This is a genomic window from Rhodococcus sp. 5G237, from assembly GCF_053764735.1.
The window spans coordinates 25,345-48,128 of the sequence record NZ_JBSNCD010000015.1 but is presented as its reverse complement, the minus strand read 5'-3'; the positions used below and the strand labels follow the sequence as shown (position 1 = coordinate 48,128).

Sequence of the window (22,784 nt, the reverse complement as noted above, 5' to 3'; positions counted from 1 at the left end):
CGGCTGATGCACCGTCTGGGTCGGGTCCCGCCGCTCGAGTTCGAGACTGCGTATTACGCTGCTCTCGGTGCCGACCAGTCGGCCGCACACAGGTAACCGCAGTGTGCACTAAGCCCGGGGCGGTTCACTGCGAGTCGTTCAACGGGCGTTTTCGGGACGAGTTCCTCGCCTGCGAAGTGTTCCATTCGCTGACCGAGGTGCAGGTCCTTGCTGACGATTGGCGGATCGAGTACAACAGTTACCGGCCACACGGATCGCTCGAGTTCCGATCACCCGAGGCGTTCCGGGCACACTGGTTGGAGACCGAGGGTAGACAACAACTACAGCTCGCATATTGAGAATGGGGCCCAGTCAGTGTGTGCATCGATGAACACGTCGATCAGCCGCCTTTCGTGGCATCTCGCAGACTGAGGACCTCGTAGACCGTTCTATGTGTAACTGGGGATGCCGAACATCTCTCTTACACGCCCAATATCGAGTAAGCGATCGAACACCACGCATCGATATGGGGATCCTGGGCCATCGGTCGAGGAGCGATGGTGTAGGCCAATGCCACTCCTCTCATACTTGGAATTATGACCTCCCGCAACTGTTCGTATTGCGGCCTACTGCAGAGTTCTTCGCCGAAGAGATCGTCGGACATTTTTTGGATTACGCGCCAAGTCTCCTTCTCTGCCGGCCTTAAGGCTGCCGCCAATTCTGGATTTGTGCGAGCACCTACCCACAGTTCGATGGCAGCCCAGAAGAGGGGGCCATCGAATGTCTTCCATAGCGACTCGATGGCATATCTGACTCGTTCTCGAGGCGGCAGCTCCTTGCACGAGGGTTGGACATTGGTTAAACGATTCTCAGCAAGGTGATGGACGGCACCGATCAGCATCGCGTCCTTGGACCCGAAGTGGTGGAGTAACCCACCTCGGCTGATGCCGCTGCGCTCTTGAATTTGAAGAGTCGATGTCCTGGCAAAACCTAAATCGTTGAGACATTCGATCGCAGCTTCCAGCAAAGCCTCCTTGGTGGCTTCGCTTCGCGCGGTTTGAGCCAGGCGGAAGGCAGACTCGCCCCCTGTCTCCTGCATTTCATCCGAAACTGTCATCTTGCATTCCACCCTCAATAGCTAGAGTTTCCCAATATGTACCCGGGATAACCGATGAGCAAACCCTTTCTTCCGTTCCTTTCGCAGGTCCTCGACAGGTAGCCGTTATGGAGCAAGCAGTGTAAATGCTGCGCACAAGGGACCGCCGCCCACACCTGCCACTGCCGTACTATGGCGGCGCAGTTGGCGCACACCTGCTTCGCCGCGCAGCTGGATCACAGCCTCGTGGAGGAGCCCGAATCCGTGTGTGCGGCCGGCTGAGAGTTGGCCACCATGAGGATTCAGGGGCAAAGTGCCGCCCTCTCTTATCTCGTCACCGCCTTCGATGAACGACCCGCCTTGGCCTACGGCGCAGAATCCCAGCTCTTCGAGCCACCGCATGGCGATAAAACTGAATCCGTCGTAGACCACTCCGAAGTCGATGTCATCACGGGTGAGGTCCGAGCGCGACCAGAGCATTCTGGCCGAGTCGCGTTGACTCGACTCCATATAATTGACTCGGTCCCAAACAAAGCCGTCTCGCGCTCCAGTACCCAGAGCTTCCACACGCACGGCACGCGAGGCGTCTGCAAGAACGTCGGCCCGCGACAGGACAATTGCCGTACTTGCATCTACCGGTACGTCACAGTCGAAGAGACAAAATGGTGTCGAAATCATCCTGGACGTGAGGTACGACTCCAACGTCATCGGATCACGGAAGATCGCTGCGGGGTTCCGGGCCGCGTTCTCACGGAACACGACGGGAATCTGTCCCAACTGTTCGCGAGTCAGCCCGAATCGTTCCATATGCATGTTGGCCTGCAGCGCCAGCCACGTCACGGCAGATACACCGCCGAACGGCGGGAACCGATTGAAGAAGACGTCCGTGCTCCTGAACTCATGTCCTTCGGTCGTGGCGCTACGGCCGAGGCCTGCTTGCGCCTGAGACTCGGTGACGGTCCGGTAACACAGGACGTGCTCAGCCATTCCTGTTGCGAGAGCCATCAATGCTTCTACGATCGGCCCACCTACGGAGCTTTCGCCAAGTCCTGCGAACCAGGCCGGCCTGATGCCCAGTGCGTCGGACACCTGGGCCAGGCCGACATCGCCGTTGAATCCCGGAGTCGTGTGGGCCGCTGGGTAGCAGGAAATACCATCGATGTCGGACATCTGCAATCCTGCGTCGGCGACGGCCGCAACCGCGGCTTCCGCGGTTAGCTGAAGTCCTGTCTTGGAAAGTCGTCGACCTACTTCGGATTGACCGACGCCCGTGATTCGCCCATCGAGTTCGAACCGTTCGTTCCTCATCGTGTACCTGCCGGCACGAAGAGGGGAATGAAGACATCGCCCACCGGTTCGAATGTAACTTGAACCCGCATGCCTATGGACACGGATTCCTCGTCAGAGGAAATGACATTGCTCATGAAAGACAAGCCTTCTTGTTCGTCGAGTTCGACGATGGCGACGACATAGGGCAGCTCCATCAAGGAGTTCCATGGGTAGTGGTTGACGGTGACAGCACGGACGGTGCCGCCTCCCGAAACCACCTTCCATTCCAACCGGTTGTCGACACATCGTCTACAGATCGGACCCGGCGGGTGCTGGTAGGCGCCACAGGACTTGCAGTGCTGAATCCTGAGCCGGCCGTCCTTGCCGCTCTCCCAGAAGGCCGCGTTCTCCGGAGTAAGAGTCGGCAGGGGTCTGGTCAGCGCTTCCATGGTCCCTTCAGCGGCGTTCGAAGCTGACACCAGCCACCTCCCGGTCCCAGGTGTCGGCCGTGCATCCCTCTTCGCGCAACTTGTATTTCCACACCCGCCCGAATCCACTCTTGGGAAGTTCGTCACGGAATTCGATGTAGCGGGGAAGTGCGAAGTACGGAAGCCTATCGGTCAGCCACTCGAAAAGCTCCAGGTGATCCAGCGTTGCTTGATCCTCCAGCACGATAGTCAACTTCAGGTCGTCCTCGGTCAGATCGGACAGAACCGCATGGGCTGCGACCTCACTGACAAGCGGGTGCTGTAGAACCGCGGTTTCGACTTCGTAACTGGAAATGTTTTCTCCACGGCGACGAAGGTAGTCCTTCTTCCGATCGACGAAGTAGAAGTAGCCGTCCTCGTCGAACTTGCCGATGTCACCGGTGTGCCACCACAGGTCTTTCATCACGGCGAGCGTTTCGGTCGGTCTGCGCCAGTAGCCGGAAAACATAACCCCTGGCCGCAAGGGACGAACCACAACCTCTCCAGCGGTGCCGGTGGGCACCTCGCGTCCCTGGTCGTCCAGTATTCTGACATCGAAGTCGTCGTGCCGACGGCCCGAGCTGCCCGGCTTTTGGTATTCGCCCGCCGGAAGAAAGGTGACCCAAGAGGCCTCGGTGGTCCCGTACGCATTGGACCCGGCAATCTGGATCTTGAATCGATCTCGCCATATTTGCTGGATCTCAGCAGGGAACGGCACACCGTTGACCACTCGTAGCTGACCGATACACCGGTCGGACACTTCCGTGTCTGGGGCTTGGGCGACCAATTGGATCATCGCACCGAGCAGATTCGCGATGGTTGCCTTGGACCTCTCCATCTCGGGCCAAAAGTTACTCAGCGAGAAGCGGGGTGCTACATAGCCAGTTCCCTGGACGAGCATGCTCGACACGATTGTTGTGCAGAGCAGGTTCAGGTGATAGCTCGGCATCGGATTCCAGACGATGTCCTCGGTTCGTCTGCCCTGCGCCAGGTTCTGCAGCCGCGACAGATTGAGAAGATAGCTGTGCGAAATCATGCACAGTTTCGAGGGACCGGTTGTACCGCCCGTGGCGACCAGACAGGAGATATCGTCCGGATCGATGTCGGCAGTCGGTGGAGCGCTCAACCCCTCCAAGTCCTTCAGTCGCACCCCCTGGAATGGGGATGTATCGACCTGCTCGTCACCGCGATAGACCAGCGTCCGAACTGTGGTGAGTTCCGTGTGGATCCTGGTGATCCGTGGCACATAATCGGGCTCGACCAAAACGACCTCGGCACCCGATTCGGCGAGCACATGGCGGAGAAACTCCCCCTTGAGAGCGGTATTGATCCCCATGTAGATCGCGCCGACCGCATTCGCTGCAAGCCAGCCGAAAACCGACTCGGCATTGTTGTCGAGCATCCCTGCGACGATCTGCCCTGGCTTGACACCCAACTCGACGAGTCCGCCGGCGAGTTCGGAAATTCGCGCGGATGCGCGCTGGTACGTGTAGCTGTCCCCATTGAAATCGAGGAAAAGCCGGTCCGGGACAGCACTTACGGCTTCGTTGAAGGTGCTGAGAATGTCAGTGCGAGGGGTTGATCCCCACATTTCGGCTACGGACTGATCGACTTCCGGCGACATGCTGTTCTCCTGATTCATGCTCAACGTTGTACTCAACTTGCGTCGGTGCTTTCATGTCCGTCCGTGCCGCTCGGGCCGGCGAGAACATAGTCATCCAAATTCACAGAACGTGTCCAGTTCCAAAAGTCCACGATCCGCCACGGACTGTTGACGACCACACGACCCCGAGAGTTCCTGTAGTACGTGTTCATGCCTTGATGACTCCAGATCATCGTTGAATGCGCTTTGTCTATGGAATCTGCGTAATTCTCGTAGACATCTTTACGGCATTCGACAACGTCCGCGCCCTTTTGGAAAGTCTGCGTAAGGAGGTCGCCAAGGTATCGCAGCTGCATCTCCACCGCGAAGATCAAGCTTCCGCCGTGGCCGGACTGCGTGTTCGGTCCGTACAGGGTGAAGAAATTCGGAAAATCCGGGATTGTCAGACCGAGATATGCTTTGGGGTTGTCGTCTTCCCATGCATCCCGCAGGTCAAGGCCATTGCGCCCGGTAACGGGAAGTGTGGAGAGGAATCGGGCGACATCGAACCCGGTCGCGTACACAATGACGTCGGCTTCGCGCGCTACTCCGTCCGAGGACACGACAGAGTTGGTCCGGATCTCTGCCACGCCGTCGGTTACGAGCTCTACGTTCGGACGCTTGAGCGCCTCGTACCAACCGTGGTCGAGGAGCATGCGTTTGCCGAACGGGGGGTATGAGGGGACAGATTTTTCGTACAGGTCGGGACGATCCGACAGTGACGTCCGAATATACTTTTCGAGGTATCGCCGCATTTTGTCGTTCGTTGCATTGATCGAGATCTCAGGGGTAGGCCATGAGGGATCCACCTGCAGGGAGGCGTGTGCCTTGTCATTGAAAATCCAGGCTTGACGGATTCGTAGCCAAGACCGGTAGAGCGGCACTGCCGAGATCAGTTTTCTGAGTTCGGTCGGAATCGCACCGCTGAAGGACTTCTCGACCGGATTCGCCCACTGGGGTGAACGTTGGTAGATGTCGACGTGAGCTGCTTTGTCCACGATTGCCGGAACCAACTGCATTGCGCTGGCGCCGTTCCCGATCACTGCTACGCGCAGGCCGGTCAGGTCTAAGTCCGCAGGCCAATCCGCGGTGTGGACGATCGGGCCGTCGAACAGCGCCGCTCCCGGAATTGTCGGATACTTCGGCGGATTGAAGGCGCCAACCGCACTCACCACAATGTTCGCGTGCCTGGTGGAAGAGCAACCCTCGCTGTCGATCGTCTGAACGGTCCAGGTCCGAGTGTGCTCGTCGAACGAGCAATTCGTCACCTCCGTTCCGAGCCGAACGTGAGGTAGCACATCGAAATTCTCCGCGATTCCCTCCAGGTACGCCAGCATCTCGTCCTGGCGCGCGAAGTGCGCCGACCAGTCGTGCGGCGCGAAGCTGAACGAATAGAGGTGGCTCGGCGTGTCGACTCCGGCCCCGGGGTAGCGGTTCTCGCGCCATGAACCACCGACCGAGTCGGCCTTCTCCAAGACTTCGAAGGGGATACCCATCTGGCCAAGCTTGATCGCTGCGGCGATGCCGGAGGGACCCGATCCGACGATGATGGCGTTGAAGCCCTCGGGGACAGCCGGCGGTGCGTCCGTGCTGATCGTCGAGCCCATTTCACGTCCGTACAAGATCGACTCGATCAGGCGGACGTATTCGGATGGAACTTCCTCGCCGAGCGAGACGGACGCCATCCTGCGCAGTTGTTCGGGAGAAGGCTTGGCCAGAGCCACAGGCTTACCGGCTTGCCAGGCGAGGATGGCCTCGAAAGCAGCGTCGCGTATCCGAGCCCCGAGCTCGTGGCTGAGTCCACCAGAGTCGTGGATGCTCAGGCCCGCCGGCGCGGTCGGCAAGAACGGGTCGGCAATCCACGATTCGTCTCCGGTGAGGTGCACAAGCACCATCTGGAGAGTCGGTACGTTGGCCACTTTCAGGGCGTCCCTCAAGTGGTCGTCAGCAATTGATGTCACTCGTTAAATCCCATCTCCGGTGGTTCTGAATCAACCGCAATTTCACGAGCATGGTCACCCTCGGTTGGCGTCGTTCCGCGTCCCGACTGTCGTGATCCGGCAGCCGGGCACCGCGCATCACGCGCCCTTTGGGTTTTCGTGCCACTCCGAAAAGCCCGATCGAGATCATTCTTAGGAATAGGGGATCGGCAATTGTGTACCCCCTTGCAATTCAAACTGGTACCTGTCAAAGTTAGCCGATCCGCGAGCTACAGTCAATACTGACTCTAGATAGTCGGAGTCAGTGTTGACTGTAGCTCTATGAGGTGTCAGAATTCCTTCACCACGTGGATGTATTCAGGCAGGCCACCACCTTCTCGACGGTCCAGGTTCAGTGGCAGCATCAGATGGAGGAAGGACATCGATCGAGGTCGCCACTCGCCTGAGTGTCGTTGCGAGAAGGGATGGTTGCCTCGATGTCGGGGAAGTCGGCGATCCCGGCCCCGACACATCAACGGGACGCGGCGGATCTCGCGGCCACACATCACGAGGTCTCCCGACCGCAGCATCACACGATTCGATCAGGCAATCTGAATCGCAGTCGATTCCCGAGTCATCTGGACGGGAGCGCGGAGTACCGGTCCGTCGGCGGCCTGAACAAAAGTGCGTGTTGCCAACCCCGGTGAAAAAAACGGGCAATTTATCGGGAATATTCCTAGTGAAATGCAACAGCCGGTCTCTGCCGGTCGCGCTGGCCTCCCCACGTCGACCGGGCGAGCGGAACCGAGTTTTATCCGCGACGGAACCAGATTACCGAAGCGGGTATCTGTACGAACCTCACAGCTCCTGTCTACAGAGGTCGGCACATCGCAACAGGACCACTTGCTCTGTCAACCGTTTCCACCATTCAGAAAGAGGTCGAAAATGACCATCACATCGCAGGGCGCAACATCTGAAATCACTGTCGGACGCATTCGAACCGAGCATCCGGCACCGGGTGTGGCCCGGATCGTGCTTGCGCGCCCGGAAAAGAGGAACGCCCAGGATCCGGCTTTCCTGTACGAACTGGATGCAGCGCTCATGTCCGCCTCCGCCGACGATGACGTCCGAGTGATCATCCTGGCCGCTGACGGTCCGGACTTCTCGTCCGGGCACGATCTCGCCGCTGGGTTCGACATGCCTTGTGCGCCGGTGGCGACCATGGAGGGCGGCTTCAACGGGCCCGGTGTTGAGGGACACCTGGCGTTCGAATGTGAGGCATACCTCGGCCTTTGCCGGAGGTGGAGAGAGTTGCCGAAGCCCACGATTGCCCAGGTACAGGGACGAGTTATAGCCGGCGGTCTGATGCTGGTCTGGCCGATGGACCTGATCGTCGCGTCCAAAGACGCCACCTTTGCGGACCCGGTTTCGGCATTCGGAGTGAACGGTGTGGAGTACTTCGTGCACGCGTACGAGATGCATCCGCGACGGGCAAAGGAGATGCTGTTTACCGGCGAACCGCTGCACGCGGATGAAGCTCACGCCATTGGCATGGTCAACAAGATCGTCGAGCGTGAAGATCTCGAGCGTACAACTCTCGACCTTGCAGTGAAGATCTCCGAGCGTACTGCCTTCGGAGTCAGGTTGTCCAAGATGAGCATCAACCGCTCGGAGGACGCTCAAGGACTTCAGCAGTCGCTTGATACTGCATTTGCGCTACACAATCTTGGACACGCAAACAACCTGAAGCAATTCGATTCCATTCTTAACCCGGATGGCGTCAAATCGGTGTGGAAGAAGGCGAAATAAATTCATACTTTCGATTTACCATCCGACACACCGAGACGCTCGAGCGCAGTCGTCTCCGACTGGGTCGATGGATATCACACAACCTGTCACCAACGGGATAGCCGCCATTATTTCGGGCGCGATACTACGGAAGGAACTTCGATAATGAGGCATCGTTGTATTGAGGTGAGCCGAGGGGCGCACACCGACTACGGCAGAGTGTACGAAACCGAGTCCGTCCGCATTCTCACTCTTGTGGGATACCTGACTCTCGCAGGATCAGTCTGATGCGCCGCACACTCTACGACGCCGATCATGAGGCGTTTCGAGAGTCTTTCCGCAGCTTCATGCTCAAGGAGATCGAGCCGCATGACGCTGAATGGTCAGCAGCGGGCGTCGTGCCTCGCGACCTGTTCACTGCTGCCGGAGCGTCAGGCTTTCTGGGTATGGAGATTCCTGAAGAATACGGCGGTGGAGGAGTACGCGACTTCCGGTTCAACGCCGTGATGAGTGAGGAGCTGATGAGGGCGGGCTTGGGCTCCTCAGGACTGGGCCTGACATTGCACAACGACATCTGTTTGCCGTACTTCCTCAGTTATGGTTCGGAGGAACAGAAAAAGAGGTGGCTCCCCGGAATTGCGTCAGGGGAACTGATCACCGCGGTGGCAATGACCGAACCTGAGATGGGTTCGGACTTGGCGGCAATGTCGACGACTGCGAGACGGGATGGTGATCACTACATCGTCAACGGCAGAAAGACATTCATTACCAACGGCATCAACGCGGACTTGGTGATCACGGCGGTCAAGACCGATCCTGATCAACGTCATAAGGGCATTTCGTTGCTCGTGTTGGAGCGCGGCATGCCTGGGTTCGACCGTGGTCGCAATCTCGACAAACTGGGGAACCGTTCCCAGGACACGGCAGAGTTGTTCTTCACCGACGTCCGAGTTCCGGTCGCCAACCTCCTAGGTGACAACGAGGGGGAAGGGTTCCTGCAACTTGTCGCCAAACTTCCCCAGGAAAGGCTTTCCATCGCAGTCGCGAGCGTCGCAGCATCGCGGGGAGCGCTGGAATGGACTCTTGACTACGTGAAGGAGAGGAAGGCATTCGGGAAGCCAGTAGGGTCGTTCCAGAATTCGAAGTTTGTGCTGGCCGAGCTGGCGACGGAGATCGATATCGCTCAGCGATACGTGGACGATTGTGTTCGCGCGCTCGCTGCCGACGAGCTGACAGCAATCGACGCAGCGAAAGCGAAATGGTGGTCCACCGAACTGCAAGGACGTACGGTAGACCGCTGTCTCCAGCTACATGGCGGTGCAGGCTACATGAACGAGTACCCGATCGCCAGGGCGTATGCAGACGCTCGAGTCACCCGAATCTACGGAGGCACCACAGAGATAATGAAGGAGGTCATCGGTCGAGATCTAGGACTTTAGGAGCCGGATTCCGGATAGGTGTGACGCGCTACTCGTCGTCGCGAATGGGGAAGTAAGAGACGCACGCCGTTAGATCACTTTCGAGTGAAGCCTTCTACGGCGCTCTCGCTCGAGGTATCACCAGGACCGCGACCAGCATTTCGACCCTGACGGCACGTCGTGCGAGGTTTGCCCGTACCCTCTCCGGGATCCGACCCACACGCTGCTGCTGAGCGTCGTCAGCACCTCATTCCGGGCCACGCCGACGCAATCATCAGTCCCGAAAAGAGACACCATGCTCACCGAGCAGTCACTTGCCGGAACGTCTATCAACATCGTTGAGGGATCGCAGACGGGCGACCTCGGCCTTGAGGTTCACGATCGCCTGCTTCTGCGCGTTGTTGCCCGTCGGCACAGTCCGTGTCCTCCGTTCGCGACATCGCACGGGTACCTACCTTCCGAACAACGCCGGACGCCGACCTCGGTCGACGACGAGCTATACCTGTCGGGTCAGGTACGGCACGAATTGATCGCTGCGGAAATTGATCTGGCAGTAGCTCCTCGCGGGCACGGCTCGACCCCTCTGGTCCCGCCGGGGCGTAGCGGTGACCTCCCTCTGTCGAGCTGCATTGTCGGACTGGATACGGAGCAGTCGGTTACTGTGGTCCCCCGTCGACAGCTTCTACGCCCCCCTCCTCTGCCGCGCAACGGAATTCCGACATCGCCTCTATCCTTTCGAGATCGGATCGTCGGTTGCACCCCGGACGTTGTCTCAGGTCCGCATCGTCGACTTCACGACTACGTGAGGTTCTAGACCGGCAGCTACAGTCAACGGTTCCTCAAAGCTTGACGGCGGCCGGCTCGCTCGCGCGCGAGCTCGGCCGAGGCGCTGCGCAGAAAGACCTGCCGGATCGTTGATCGAGGCCTTCTGGCATGGGTGGACTACCTCACCGCACCCCCGAGTTCACCTCCCGCGCGGACTCGGCCGCAGTCATTTCGAGGTCTTTTTCACTTGGAACTACATCCGGTACCTGACGGGGACGACGCCGGGGCCGGACGCGCTTTTGGGAAGCCGTAGCCCGCTTGACGGTACTGAAGATCCAGCGCCCTACGAACCGCGCGGGAACTCCCTATTCCGATACGAAGTCCCTCCGCTCAATACGGATCCGCTGAGCCAGCAAACGGTTGAATCGCAGGGCAGAAGCTGTCTGGGCCTCTACGTCCTGGTTGCCGCTGCTCGATTGGCCTCACCGATATCGGTAACGGGGTAGAGGTGGACGCCTGCCTGCGCTCGGCGTCCAATACCTTCCTCGAGTTACGCGGCGCTACATCCATTCAGGGCTCGACCGAGTCGGCTGGGGTGACGAGTGTTGCACAATCGCTTGTCGCTTGCGAGCCGCCGCCGACATCCGCACGGTAGGTCCAGTCACCATTGACTGTGGCGATGTGGCATGGCAGGGTGAGTTCCAAGCATGTGATATCCATAACAATGCAACGTGACTTCGCTCCGCTGGGCGACCCTGCCAGTCTTTTTGCGGAGTGCCGGGTTCAGGTCCCGGCATGAGCGGAAAGTGCTCCAACTGCCGAAGGGGTTAGGTTGAAAACTTGTGATCCGCAGATGTGCTGAGGGCTCGGAATTCATTTTCTGACGATTTTCAGAGTTGGAGAAACGCCCAGGAATTACCCTCGGGATTCCGAAACTTACGTATCGAACTGATCGGGTCGGCCGCGACCTTCGAGACGTTTCACAGGAGGAGTACCCATGACAAAGCCGCAAATCAATGAAATAGCACAATTCGACTTGGTTCAGAGGTTAATTGATCTCGAGGATGAAAGGGATATCCGGCAACTACTTGCCCGGTATGCGCACACCCTCGACTACGGTCTGGAAGACGAGTTCCTGGCCTGCTTCACCGAGGATGCCGTCTACGAGATGCACTACAAAGGGCAGATCGACGCGTCGTTGTTCCCCGCGCGAGGCGGAACACCACTGCCGGATGGTGCCGGATGGAAATACGTCGGGCATGCGGGTCTCGCTACGCTGGCGGCCAACCATACCCGAGCTCCGCACGTCTATCACAAGCACATGGCTATCAACCCGGTAATCGAAACTTTCTCCGACTACGCAACGTCGGTAAGTTACATAACGCGCCTCGACGTCGATTCTGAAGGAGTCTTGTACACCCGAGCGTTCGGCCGTTATATCGATAAACTCGAAAAAGATGTCGAAGACGGCTCCTGGAGAATAAAGCATCGGGTAGCCGAAATCGAGGCGATGGATTTGCGACCCTATCGAGCTACGGATTCCTCCGTCGGTGCATAGTTTTATACAAGTATCTCCCATCCCGGGGAACCGGCACTCGAGGGAGGCTCGACCATCATCGGGTCGCGCGACAGAACGTCGTCACTAACAAGACCACGACCCACACCCGACTGGAATGCAGCCGAGGCGCGTATTGCGACCGCTGCGTAGAACTTTCCGAACCTGACTTCAACGGAGGAGTGCCGGATCGCCGGCGAGCGCTGAAGCGAGGGAAGTTACCTACAAGGTGTGCGTTCGAAGTGGGTGTACTCGACACAGAACAAGGCCAGGACTCAGACCTATTCGGACCAGTCGGAACCGAATCCTCCGGCGTTGCCGACGATTACAGGAGAACGAGCATGGGTACGCGTATCAAACACATCGAGGCCGGCGATTCGACGGTGAGGATCGGCGCTCACTCGACGCGACCGGGTTGTGATCCCGATGGAGAGCATGGTGTTACTTCGGTGCCTCGACTTGCCCGGGCGGTCGTAGCCCGGTCCATTGTTCCTTCCACAACGATGCGTCGCGCAAGAGTTCTCGGTAGCGTGACCGAATCGAAGGGATGAGTCGGATGACTCTGCAGCCGACTGATACCCAGGAGACGCAGATGAGTGCTGGCTCCATGTCTTCGCAGCGGCCACTCGAAGGGATCCGCGTGGTCGAGGTGGCCTCGTACTATGCAGGGCCCGGTGGGGGTGCTACGCTCGCCGATCTCGGCGCCACGGTCATCAAGATCGAGGGTCCGGGAGGAAACCCCGAACGATATGCGAAGCGGGATGGCACCGATCCGTTTCGCTCTGCTGCGGTCAACACCGACGACTGGAGCCTGCTCTGGGATTTCGCCAATCGAGGTAAGCGTGGTATCAGCATCGATTTGAAGCAGCCGGAAGGCCAGGAGTTGTTGGCTCGGCTTGTGGAGTCAGCAGATGTTTTTCTCACGAATACGGTCCCGCGTGCGCGTCCGGGGATCGGCACGACGTACGAGCGGCTTTCCCAGATCAATCCGCAACTGGTCTATTGCAGCGTGACTGCGTTCGGTCCGGTGGGTCCGATGGCAGGCAAGCCCGGCTTCGACTCACTCGGCCAGGCGGTGTCGGGGATGATGACGACGGTCGGTCAACCCGCACCGCACCCGCTTCACTTGGTAATGCTGGATCACCTCACGACGATGGCCGTGACAGCCGCTGTCACTACCGCGCTGGTTGCGCGCCAAGTGCATGGACGGGGCGAGGAGGTGCACGTGTCGCTTCTGGGTACCGGGATCTGGGCTATGCAGGCCAACCTTCTTTCCTCAGGTATCAATGGCGCCAACGTCGACACGAGTTACGACCGCACCCGTAATTCGCCCAACGCAACGACGTATCGAGCCTCGGATGGCAAATGGCTGACTGTCTCCTACGTCCCTGAAGCTACCCACTTTGCAGGTCTGTGCAAGGTCCTTGGTTATCCGGAGATCGCAGAGGATCCTCGATTCGATACGAATGAATCGCGACGAGAGCACCGTCACGAACTTTTCGAAGCGCTCGACGCAGCATTTGCTGAACGGACCCGCGCCGAGTGGCTCGAGAAGTTTGCCTCCGCTCACATTATGGCGGCACCGGTCAACGACTTCTTGGATGCTCTCGACGACCCTCAGGTTCGCGCGAATGACTATGTCGTCGACATGGACCACCCGCGTCTCGGACATATTCGAGTGCCGCAGCTCCCCATCCGGTTCGGTGTGTCTGCTCAACCGCACGGAGCACCAGGACCAGGGCCGATCGGGGAGCACACGAACGAGGTGCTCCACGAGTATGGGCTCGATGATGAGGCCATCGCCGATCTTCGCGCACGCGGCATCATTCGTTGAACTCCATCGCGCTGATAAGGATTCGCTATGAACGACGCTCGACCGAACCCCCATGGTCCTCTGTCCGGGTTGCGTGTGTTGGAGACCGGGGGGACTGGGCCTGTTCCGCTCGCAGGTATGTTGCTCGCGGACAACGGCGCCGAAGTGATCCGACTCGACCGGTTCGGCGGAAACGGTGGATCAGGGATGCTCACATCGCGTGGCAAGAGCTCGATTTGCGTCGATCTCAAGACATCCGAGGGACTGGAGCTGTTGCTCGACATTGCAGATGATATGGATGTGCTCCTCGAGGGATTTCGACCAGGTGTCGCGGAGCGCATCGGTTTCGGTCCGGATGTTTGTCTCTCACGAAACCCTCGGCTCGTCTACGCGCGGATGACCGGGTGGGGACAGGACGGTCCACTAGCGCAGACCGCGGGACACGATATCAATTACATTTCGTTGACCGGAGCTCTCGACGCAATCGGACGCGAAGGTGAGACGCCGGTTCCGCCACTGAATCTCGTTGGGGACATGGGTGGCGGCGCGATGTTTCTTCTATTCGGTATTTTCGGCGCGATCTACGAACGCGAGCGCAGTGGCGAGGGGCAAGTCATCGACGCAGCCATGGTGGACGGCGCGTCGCTGCTGCTCACGGTCATCCACGACATGGTGAACCGGGGAACGTGGGGTCCCCGAGGTACCAACCTGCTCGATTCGGGTGCTCCCTTCTACAACGTCTACGAAACTGCAGACGGAAAGTACCTCTCGATCGGGTCGATCGAGCCGCAGTTCTACGCCACGGTGAAGGACGGGCTCGGTTTCTCGGATGGCGATCTCCCGGAGCAAGCGGACCGCAGCCGGTGGCCCGAGGCTCGCCGTCTACTCGCCGAGAGAATCAAGACCAAATCATTGGACCACTGGCTCGGTGTCTTCGACGGGACGGATGGCTGTGTCACACCCGTGATCTCGCTTGCCGACGCACCGCGGCACCCTCACAACGTCGCACGCAAGAACTTCGTAACGGTCGACGGCATGGTGCAACCCGCCCCCGGCCCACGATTCAGCCGCTCGCGGCAGAGTCCTCCTACGTCCCTTCCTCTCTTGGGGATGCACACCGACGCGGTCCTCAGCCGGTTGGGGCTCGACGACAACGCGATTCAGAAGCTCCGTGACTGTGACATCATCCGATGAGTCCGAAATCTGAGCCTGTTGAGGCCTCAGGCCGGCTCAACCTCACAGATTGCGGGTGTGGTGGTAGTCCCACATCACATCAATCGCGGCAGCGTCGAAGTCGGACGCCCGCGCACGCCATTCGTGCCTCGAGGTCGGCAGCCCAAGATGTCATCGAACCTTGTGTCAACCAGTAGCCCGTCGGGACGACGTGACGAGTGCGATTAAAGGACGGTTATGAGTACTCCGAAGCTTTCGATAGCCCTTCCCTGCTTTGGTGAGGGGGATCGAGCCCCGACTGCCTCGTGGCTCTATGCCGCGATCGACGCCGCCGAACTGAGTGGCTTCGATCGGGTTGTCGTTTCTGATCACGTTGTCTTCACCGATGACCTGGACGAGTACACCAAGCCCGAGGCAGGCGGTCGTCAGGGCGGCCGTCAACCGACCGGGCCGGATGGGCTCTGGCTCGAGCCGTTGACAGTTCTCGCGATGGCAGCAGCCAGAACAACTCGGGTGAGGCTTGCCACGACCATCTTGCTGGCAGCCCTTCGTCGACCTGTCATTCTGGCCAAGACGACCGCCACCCTCGACTATCTGTCGGGCGGACGAGTGGATCTGGGTGTCGGTGTGGGGTGGCAGCGAGCGGAGTACGAGGCCAGTGGCCTCGACTTCGCTGGCCGTGGTCGTGCGCTGGATCAGTCGCTGGAGGTATGTCGGCGTCTGTGGGAGCAGGACGTGACGAGTTTCGAGGGAGATGGTCTCGCCTTCGAAAACGTGCACATGATGCCTAAGCCGGTGCAGAAGCCATTACCTTTGTGGATAAGTGGCACACTCAATCCCGCAGTCGTGAGGCGCCTCTCGCGGTACGGGGCAGCGTGGATTCCGTGGGGGGATGACGCCGCGAACCTGGGTACGTCGATCCCTTCGATGCGAAGGTTGGTCGAGGAGACAGGACGGGACGCTGCTGCCATCGGCGTGGCGGCGCGGATCTCGGCCAAGCGATCGCCGGATGGAGGAGTCGATGCGGCCGCGACGGCAGAGAAGGCAGCCCGCCTTGTGGACCTTGGCGTGACCGATATCGTCGTGGCTCCTGTCCTGCCGCTGAACCATGAGGATATGGCAGTTCAAATGAAGAACCTTGTCGAGGCATTCTGGCGAACGTACTCCGGCTGAGGACAGAACCACCCGCACAACGCGGTACACAGGGGACGAGTGTCTTGCCGGCGAATCATCTCGTGGGCGGTCAGTACCTCGGGGCGCGCCCCGGTCCGTCACCTCGCGGCGTACTTTGCTGCCATGCGTCGACTGGGCTCGAGGAGGCAGCAGCGACCACGACGAGGCGGGAGCGACCAACGAAAGCGGTGTGGATCAACTCGGTCCGAGATCTATTCACACACCACCGGCCAACTTGCGACCGGCGGTATGCGCGAGTCCTGGCGATCCGCGGTTCGGTCGTTGTAGCCGGCATCTGTCCGGAGCCATCGAACACAAGCTGTGTACCGAGTCACAGTCACTCTTGACTGTGACGTAGCCTTGTGGCAGTGTGATGCACACCATCGTAGGAGGTCTCGTCGGATGTCAGAGCGAATTCGAAACGTTGGATTCGGTTGGTCGAAGCGGGCCATCGGCTTCAGTCGAGAAGGCGGGTAACCGCAGTCGTTCGAACGAGCGGTGGTCGAAGCAGGCCGCAGTCAGGTCTTGCCGCTCGTATGGTCGCAGTGTCTTCCATCCGTTACGCCTGTAACGGGAGAACCGCTGTGAGGACGGACTCCAGTTGATGTCATCTACGGCAATTGTGCTTCCGAAATTGCTACGGGATCGCTTGGGCCGTCAGAACTCACGATAACCCCCTGAAATATCGCTGCGTAACAACTCTCCCGGCGAGTGGCCCGATCACATGGCCGGCCCTCACTCGACGCGAGTTACGCGGTGGTGTTGTCCCATTGGCACTTCCCGTGCCATACACCTCGCACTTCCAGAAAGGTGCTGCTATGTCAGTAGGTGTGCAGCCGTCCTCCAGGGCCCAAGCCAGACGCGCGGTGATATCCAGCCAAATCGGTACGACCATCGAATGGTACGACTTCAATATCTTTGGTCTTGCGTCCGCTCTCGTATTCGGGACTTTGTTCTTCCCCGAGATGGGTGCGGTTGGCGGAACCCTCCTCGCAATGTCAACTTTCGGTGTCGCATTCATCATCAGGCCGATCGGCGCGGTGGTCTTCGCCCACTACGGCGACCGGATTGGACGCAAAGCGGTACTTGTAACGACCCTGATGATTATGGGTGTCGCCACTGTCGGAATCGGCCTACTCCCGACGTATGACAGTATCGGCATACTGGCGCCGGTTTTGCTGGTCATTTGCCGCATGGCGCAAGGCTTTTCGCTGGGAGGTGAGCAGACCGGCGCATGGTTGGTGAGCCTCGAGCACTCGAAGACGGAGAACCGGGGTGTCAGTGGCGGCTGGGTGAATACCGGAGTCGGTCTGGGCTTGCTCTTGGCGAACGTCGCATTTCTCGTGTTCAGTCAGCTGCCCGGCGATGCCTTCATGGACTGGGGTTGGCGCGTTCCGTTCCTCTTGAGTGCCGTGCTCCTCGGCGTTGGCTTGTTCATCCGTATCAGGCTCGACGAGACTCCGGAATTCAAGGAGACGAAAAATTCCGGCAGGGTGGCGAAGGCGCCGATCTTCCAGGTCTTCAAGGAGTCGCCGAAGCAAGTTTTGCTCATTGCACTCGCCATTACGGTATCGGGGAATGCGATGTATATCCTCGCTGTCTACTTCCTGAGCTACGCGCCGGATGCTCTTGATATCAGTAGGTCGACGGCGCTCGCTCTGCTTCTGCTCACGTCCCCGATAATGATCTTCGGAGTTGTGGTCTTCGGGAGGCTGTCGGACCGACTTCAAGCTCGACGGGTGTTTCAGGGCGGCTGCATCGGTATGTTGATCGCGCCTTTCATCTGGTTTGCTTTGCTCAACACAGGAAGCATTGTCCTGATGGCGGTGGGCTTCGTTCTGTATCTGATCCCGTACACCATGCTGAGCGGTTCGATGCCCGGCTACTTTTCGTACTGCTTCCCGCCTGAAACACGCTTCAGCGGCATGGCGATCGGAGCGAACGTGGGAACCATTATCGGTCCGGCCTTCGCGCCATTGATTGCCAGCGCACTCTATGCAGCGACAGGCGAGTGGTACCCGATCGCGCTTTACATGGCAGCAACCGCCCTGGTCGCGCTTGTTGCCGCTGCTTACCTGCGTCCGGTGGCCGAGACGAAATCTGTGGCTGTAGAGAATCCAGCCGTTCCCGTCGATAGGTAGATCGATAGGCGGACAGAGGAACGTCGATGCCCCTCGGGTTGACGGGTTCTCGCGATCCCCGCAACACCCTGGATTTCAGGGAGTTGCGGGGATTGTGGTTCTGCAGAGTTGAAAGACCGGTTCTTCGATGCGCTGGACCGTGAAGACGGCAAGGTCAGCGGCGGGGAGCATGCCGGCGTCGGCGGCGACGACCATCTCGACACCGGCGATGTGGTGTGGGGCCTGGAACTGAAGCCTTGTCGCCCTCGAAACGACCGCTCTCGAGGGGAAGAACCGATCCGGTCGACGCGCACTCGAACGATGATCTGGGGGTCGACCCGGCGCTGCGTCGAGTACCCGACCTTGCGGAGATCGCCTTCCTTCTCCGCCTCGAAATACAGGTGGCCACGCCGTAATGCGCCAAGGACAGACCCTCAGTCGCGGCGGCGTGCTCGAAACACCGCGTCGCGACATGATCCCGGTAATCACCTGTAGCACACCGATTCAAGGAATTGCAGGAGGTGTTGTGTCGGACCGGGTCCAGGTCGATCTCGCCAACGCCCCTGGCAGTGTCGCTCATCGAGGTCGGCTCCACGAGCCGGGGCGAGGACAGCCTGGAAGAATGCCTCGTCGTCGAGGGCGTCGAACCCCTACCGGCGCCGGGGCGGTCTCGACCACGTCGACCAGTTCGAGGCGAATGCAGAAGCCGTTCTGAAACGGTCGTAAGTTCCTGACCTGACCTCTCACCACGCCGCGGGCAAGATCATCCGGCGCGAGGGTGAGCACGCGGTTGCGCTCGGTGCCGTCTTCGTCAACACCCGTCGGGGAGAGTTTGTGTGGATCGAGGGGTCGAGTCGGTATCCAGGCTCAGCTGTTGTGCTCTTTGCTCGGGGCGAGATGACCTGACCGTGAGGCATTGCCAGCGAGTATCCGTGCCGGGTTCTCGATCTGCATGGTGTCGACCTGTTGCTCCGTGACACCAGCTCGAAGCAAGCTCGGAACAATCCGACGCGGGATGTGTTCGAAATGCCAGTTCGGCAGAAGCCGTCGCATCTTTTCTGGATCGGGCATCACGAAATCCAGGTAGCAGGCTGCATCATGGGACAGCACGATCTGTTCTGCGTACCCTTCTTTGCACAGCGTGACAACCGTTTCGACTCGTTCCTTTTCGGTCAGATTCAAGTCGACTCCGAATCGATCGAGTCCGACGGTCGATCCACGGTCCATCACCCGACGGAGGTAGTCGACATCTGCGGTGTCCCCACTGTGGCCTATCACCACGTTCGTGAGATCGACTCCCTCTGATTCAAAGATGTCTTGCTGTGCCAAACCCCCTTCGGAGGCGGGATGCGAATGTGTAGTGATCGGCAGACCTGTTCGCAGACTGGCCCGCGCTGCCGCTCGGAGTACTATCTCGACATCTGGCGTGATGCCGGCCTCGTCGCTGGCGCATTTGATCATTGCCGGCCGAACTCCGGTATCCCCAATTCCGTTGACAACATCATCGACGAAGAGATCAGCCAGATACGAAGTGAGGTCACCGGTCGCTTTTCCTCGGAAACGGATGAAATCCGGCAGCGTCGTAAAAGTGTAGTATCCAGTGGCTACCAAAATATTGATCTTGCATGCTTCAGCGACCCGCCTGACATAAGGAATGTGCCGTCCGATCCCCGGCACGGTCAGATCGACAATGGTATCGATACCCGCGTCGGCGAGTGCATCGAGACGTTTGATTGCCTTGGAGACTTCGGCGTCCTCATCGAACCCATAGGAACGGGGGAAACCGCGGAGAAGGTCGTGATTCAAGATGAAGACATGCTCGTGCATCAGCGCTCGTCCCAGCGTACTTATCGGTACTGGACCGCGGGCCGTCTCGACTTGATTCCCGACCGACTCGGATTTCTTCTCGCTGGCACGAGGCATCCTGCTGCACATCCTCTCACTGGCTGCGTAATTCGCGATCATTAAGGCTCTGAGGTGGCTGGTCCACTTTCGCGGGTACGCATGATGCGGCGAGACCCTACACATCGGTCCCGCTCGCGGTCAATATCGACCGTACCGTGGATTGACGATCACGTCACTTATGGGTGCACTAAAAGTGGCCCCTCAGATTTCGTGTGGACCCGGCCACGCGCCGACGGTCCGAATCGAAGTGCTCAACGGCTTTCGCGTGGATATCTACTGCATGTAGGTGGGACGGCTCGGCCGCACCGGTAGCCGGAGGATCCTACGTATCCACCGCTGTCAATGCCGTCTGAAAATCCGTCTCAACCCTACTTGATCGACTGCTGTGTCTGCGGAAGATGACTGTGCGTCCATGAGGAACGAGACTGCGTGCCCGACAGGTCGTGCAGCGACAGATCAGCCCGATCGAAATGCGGTCCACGCCTCTGTGTTGATAGGAATGCCCCGTCCGACAACGCTTTCGGTGCGAAGGGGGAGGGGCTGTATCTGCCGATTGCGCTTCGAGTCAGGAAACGCGACGGATGCGTCTGGTGATGCGACGCGACGCGACGCAGGCAATCGCGTAGACGCATGGAGTCGCTCGAAAAGATCGCTCGCTCACCACCGCAAGCTTCGAAGTACCCGTCAGGGTTGACTGTAGGTCGTCACCATGTCAGACTCATGTGACATGACGCACTGAACACACCGGATCGCGACAGTGCCCCACTCTCAATATCGACGGCCATGACTCTTCTATGTTCTGGCCATACGCACCAATGAACCGTGCAATTTCTACCATGGAGGTCACTCATATGGGTCTCGACGAAGCTCTCGAAGCACGACTGGATGCCGACGATCACGACCTTCTGACCTACAACGAAGTAAAAATTCGCTTGTTGGAAGAGATCGCAGAAGAAGAGCGCAAGCTCGAGAATCTGAAAAACGATGAAGCTCGTACAATGATCGAGCGCCGCATCGAGCTATTGAGGGAGGCGGCAGTTCGAAATATGGGAGGTCCCGATAATATCAAGATCTTCGAGTCGTTCTGGGGTTACAAGCCGAATCCAGAGTGATTGAGCACAAACGCAGAAATGCGTCGACAGTCCTCCCGGAATATACGGCGAGCAAGAATCGCGAAAGGGTAGAAAATGCCACTGCAGGATTACATGAACATCATCTCCGTGGACGATCATCTCATCGAGCACCCGCGGGTGTGGCAAGATCGTCTGCCGGAAAAGTTCCAGGAAGCCGGCCCCAAGATCATCGAGAGTGACCAGGGTCACCACATCTGGGAGTTCGAGGGCACTCAGTTTCCGTACATCGGCCTCAATGCTGTTGCGGGTCGCGAGCAGAAGGACTTCGGCGTAGAGCCTGTTCGCTACGACGACATGATTCCGGGATGCTATGAGCCGAAGGCTCGGCTCAAGGACATGGACCTCGACGGGGTTCACGCATCCATGTCCTTCCCGACCTTCCCGGGGTTCGGCGGTGGCGTCTTCCAGCGAGCAAAGGATAAGGAACTTGCCTTGGCATGCGTGAAGGCATGGAACGACTTCCAGCTCGACGAATGGTGTGCCGCAGATCCGGACCGCCTGATTCCCTTGGGCATCCTTCCTACCTGGGATGTCAAGGAGTCGGTGAAGGAGGTGGAGCGTCTCGCTGAACGAGGAACTCGCACCGTGAGCTTCCCGGATGCCCCCACACCTCTTGGGCTTCCCTCGTTCCACACCGATCACTGGGACCCGCTCTGGTCCGCGCTGGAAGCCGCAAATATGCCTGTGTCGCTTCACTTCGGCTCGGGCGGATTCACACCCGGGTTCGACTTCTCCGCCAAGGCTCAGAACGCGACGATTTTCGATAACGCAGGGACGGACGAGACACCGTTTGCGGTGGCGATCGCCTTGTTCGCGTCGAACCACATGTGGAGCCTCGTTGACCTCCTCTTCTCGGGTGCATTGCAGAAGCATCCGAACCTGAAGGTGGCCCTGTCGGAGGGTGGCATCGGCTGGATCCCCTATATCCTCGAGCGCACCGACTTCGTATGGGATCGTCACCGTTGGTACCAGAACATCGACAAGGATAGTCGCCCTTCGGATCTGTTCAAGAAGCATTTCTGGGGTTGCTTCATCGACGACGAGCACGGCCTCAACAATCGTCATCAGATCGGTATCGATCGTCTGATGGTCGAAATCGACTACCCGCACTCGGACTCCAACTGGCCGAACAGCCGTAAGCGGATCGCGGAGACTCTCGCATCCGTGCCGGACGACGAGGCGCACAAGATTGTGGAACTCAACGCCCGTGAGCTTTTCAACTGGAAGAGCTGACATCGATCTGTGACAGGTCCGTCGTGCCGCCCTGACCGAAGGAAACGCCCCTTTCCCTCGGTCAGGGCGGTGATCCTGGTCAAGCGAGTGTCTGCATCCAGGCGGTCAATTCGCCAGGGTGACGACCCGAGCGTTGGGTGGTCAGGGCTTGCGCCCACCGCACCAGTGCCATCGACAACGCCGAGGTCAGATCCGTCTTCTCGGTGGTGCGTAGCAGCATGATCGCGCCGCCCTGCGACACGACTCCAGTTTCCCGTGGTGTCGACTTCCCCGTCGTGTCAACGGGTAGGGGTCGATAGACTTGCTCACCAGAAAGGTGCTCCTCGAACTCGCACG

Annotated in this window: 17 protein-coding genes and 1 pseudogene; 10 read left to right on the top strand and 8 right to left on the bottom strand. The window is 59.1% G+C overall.

Annotated features, from left to right (window positions below; genetic code table 11):
- Nucleotides 1–101: 101 nt before the first annotated feature.
- Nucleotides 102–338 (top strand): integrase core domain-containing protein, encoded by a 237-nt coding sequence (locus ACWPOC_RS25060; RefSeq protein ID WP_455409505.1) that lies wholly within the window; start codon nucleotides 102–104, stop codon nucleotides 336–338.
- A gap of 122 nt (nucleotides 339–460) precedes the next feature.
- Here the strand turns inward: ACWPOC_RS25060 and ACWPOC_RS25055 are convergent, their stop codons facing one another.
- The 5 genes from ACWPOC_RS25055 to ACWPOC_RS25035 form a co-directional block, all read right to left on the bottom strand.
- Nucleotides 461–1,096, bottom strand: coding sequence for a TetR/AcrR family transcriptional regulator (locus ACWPOC_RS25055; protein ID WP_455409504.1), 636 nt, complete (start codon nucleotides 1,094–1,096; stop codon nucleotides 461–463).
- Between the two features lie 105 nt (nucleotides 1,097–1,201).
- Nucleotides 1,202–2,245: a thiolase family protein gene (locus ACWPOC_RS25050; protein ID WP_455409503.1), complete on the bottom strand. Its 1,044-nt coding sequence runs from the start codon at nucleotides 2,243–2,245 to the stop codon at nucleotides 1,202–1,204.
- Between the two features lie 134 nt (nucleotides 2,246–2,379).
- The gene (locus ACWPOC_RS25045) at nucleotides 2,380–2,823 is read right to left on the bottom strand and encodes a Zn-ribbon domain-containing OB-fold protein (RefSeq protein ID WP_455409502.1); all 444 of its coding nucleotides are present in this window, start codon (nucleotides 2,821–2,823) and stop codon (nucleotides 2,380–2,382) included.
- The gene (locus ACWPOC_RS25040; RefSeq protein WP_455409501.1) at nucleotides 2,801–4,453 is read right to left on the bottom strand and encodes an AMP-binding protein; all 1,653 of its coding nucleotides are present in this window, start codon (nucleotides 4,451–4,453) and stop codon (nucleotides 2,801–2,803) included. Before ACWPOC_RS25040 ends, ACWPOC_RS25045 begins: the two co-directional genes overlap by 23 nt.
- Nucleotides 4,454–4,467: 14 nt before the next feature.
- The gene (locus tag ACWPOC_RS25035; protein WP_455409500.1) at nucleotides 4,468–6,414 is read right to left on the bottom strand and encodes a flavin-containing monooxygenase; all 1,947 of its coding nucleotides are present in this window, start codon (nucleotides 6,412–6,414) and stop codon (nucleotides 4,468–4,470) included.
- A 903-nt stretch (nucleotides 6,415–7,317) separates the two neighbouring features.
- Between ACWPOC_RS25035 and ACWPOC_RS25030 the strand changes: the two genes are divergently transcribed.
- The 7 genes from ACWPOC_RS25030 to ACWPOC_RS25000 all read left to right on the top strand — a co-directional run bounded on the left by ACWPOC_RS25030 (nucleotide 7,318) and on the right by ACWPOC_RS25000 (nucleotide 18,198).
- Nucleotides 7,318–8,181 (top strand): enoyl-CoA hydratase, encoded by an 864-nt coding sequence (locus ACWPOC_RS25030; protein WP_455409499.1) that lies wholly within the window; start codon nucleotides 7,318–7,320, stop codon nucleotides 8,179–8,181.
- Between the two features lie 266 nt (nucleotides 8,182–8,447).
- Nucleotides 8,448–9,599 (top strand): acyl-CoA dehydrogenase family protein, encoded by a 1,152-nt coding sequence (locus tag ACWPOC_RS25025; protein ID WP_455409498.1) that lies wholly within the window; start codon nucleotides 8,448–8,450, stop codon nucleotides 9,597–9,599.
- A gap of 1,741 nt (nucleotides 9,600–11,340) precedes the next feature.
- Entirely contained in the window at nucleotides 11,341–11,901 is a 561-nt protein-coding gene (locus ACWPOC_RS25020) for a nuclear transport factor 2 family protein (protein ID WP_455409497.1), read from the top strand.
- 553 nt (nucleotides 11,902–12,454) lie between these two features.
- On the top strand, nucleotides 12,455–13,732 hold the full coding sequence (locus tag ACWPOC_RS25015) for a CaiB/BaiF CoA transferase family protein (protein ID WP_455409496.1): 1,278 nt from the start codon (nucleotides 12,455–12,457) through the stop codon (nucleotides 13,730–13,732).
- A 27-nt stretch (nucleotides 13,733–13,759) separates the two neighbouring features.
- Nucleotides 13,760–14,905 carry a CaiB/BaiF CoA transferase family protein gene (locus ACWPOC_RS25010; protein WP_455409495.1) on the top strand — a complete coding sequence of 382 codons (1,146 nt, stop codon included), beginning with the start codon at nucleotides 13,760–13,762 and terminating at the stop codon, nucleotides 14,903–14,905.
- Nucleotides 14,906–15,121: 216 nt separating this feature from the next.
- Complete coding sequence (locus tag ACWPOC_RS25005) at nucleotides 15,122–16,057, top strand: TIGR03619 family F420-dependent LLM class oxidoreductase (RefSeq protein WP_455409494.1); 936 nt, start codon at nucleotides 15,122–15,124, stop codon at nucleotides 16,055–16,057.
- 818 nt (nucleotides 16,058–16,875) lie between these two features.
- Nucleotides 16,876–18,198: an MFS transporter gene (locus tag ACWPOC_RS25000; protein ID WP_455409493.1), complete on the top strand. Its 1,323-nt coding sequence runs from the start codon at nucleotides 16,876–16,878 to the stop codon at nucleotides 18,196–18,198.
- Nucleotides 18,199–18,348: 150 nt separating this feature from the next.
- Here ACWPOC_RS25000 and ACWPOC_RS24995 read toward each other — a convergent pair.
- Together ACWPOC_RS24995 and ACWPOC_RS24990 are read right to left on the bottom strand one after the other, a co-directional pair.
- A pseudogene (locus tag ACWPOC_RS24995) lies at nucleotides 18,349–18,827 on the bottom strand (IS1634 family transposase); the annotation flags it as partial.
- Between the two features lie 217 nt (nucleotides 18,828–19,044).
- Nucleotides 19,045–20,100 carry a phosphotriesterase family protein gene (locus ACWPOC_RS24990; protein ID WP_455409492.1) on the bottom strand — a complete coding sequence of 352 codons (1,056 nt, stop codon included), beginning with the start codon at nucleotides 20,098–20,100 and terminating at the stop codon, nucleotides 19,045–19,047.
- Between the two features lie 833 nt (nucleotides 20,101–20,933).
- Here ACWPOC_RS24990 and ACWPOC_RS24985 point away from each other — a divergent pair.
- Both ACWPOC_RS24985 and ACWPOC_RS24980 read left to right on the top strand, forming a co-directional pair.
- Nucleotides 20,934–21,194 (top strand): acyl-CoA synthetase, encoded by a 261-nt coding sequence (locus tag ACWPOC_RS24985; protein WP_455409491.1) that lies wholly within the window; start codon nucleotides 20,934–20,936, stop codon nucleotides 21,192–21,194.
- A 75-nt stretch (nucleotides 21,195–21,269) separates the two neighbouring features.
- Nucleotides 21,270–22,448: an amidohydrolase family protein gene (locus ACWPOC_RS24980; protein WP_455409490.1), complete on the top strand. Its 1,179-nt coding sequence runs from the start codon at nucleotides 21,270–21,272 to the stop codon at nucleotides 22,446–22,448.
- Nucleotides 22,449–22,527: 79 nt separating this feature from the next.
- Here the strand turns inward: ACWPOC_RS24980 and ACWPOC_RS24975 are convergent, their stop codons facing one another.
- Entirely contained in the window at nucleotides 22,528–22,689 is a 162-nt protein-coding gene (locus tag ACWPOC_RS24975; protein WP_455409489.1) for a hypothetical protein, read from the bottom strand.
- Nucleotides 22,690–22,784 lie beyond the last annotated feature (95 nt).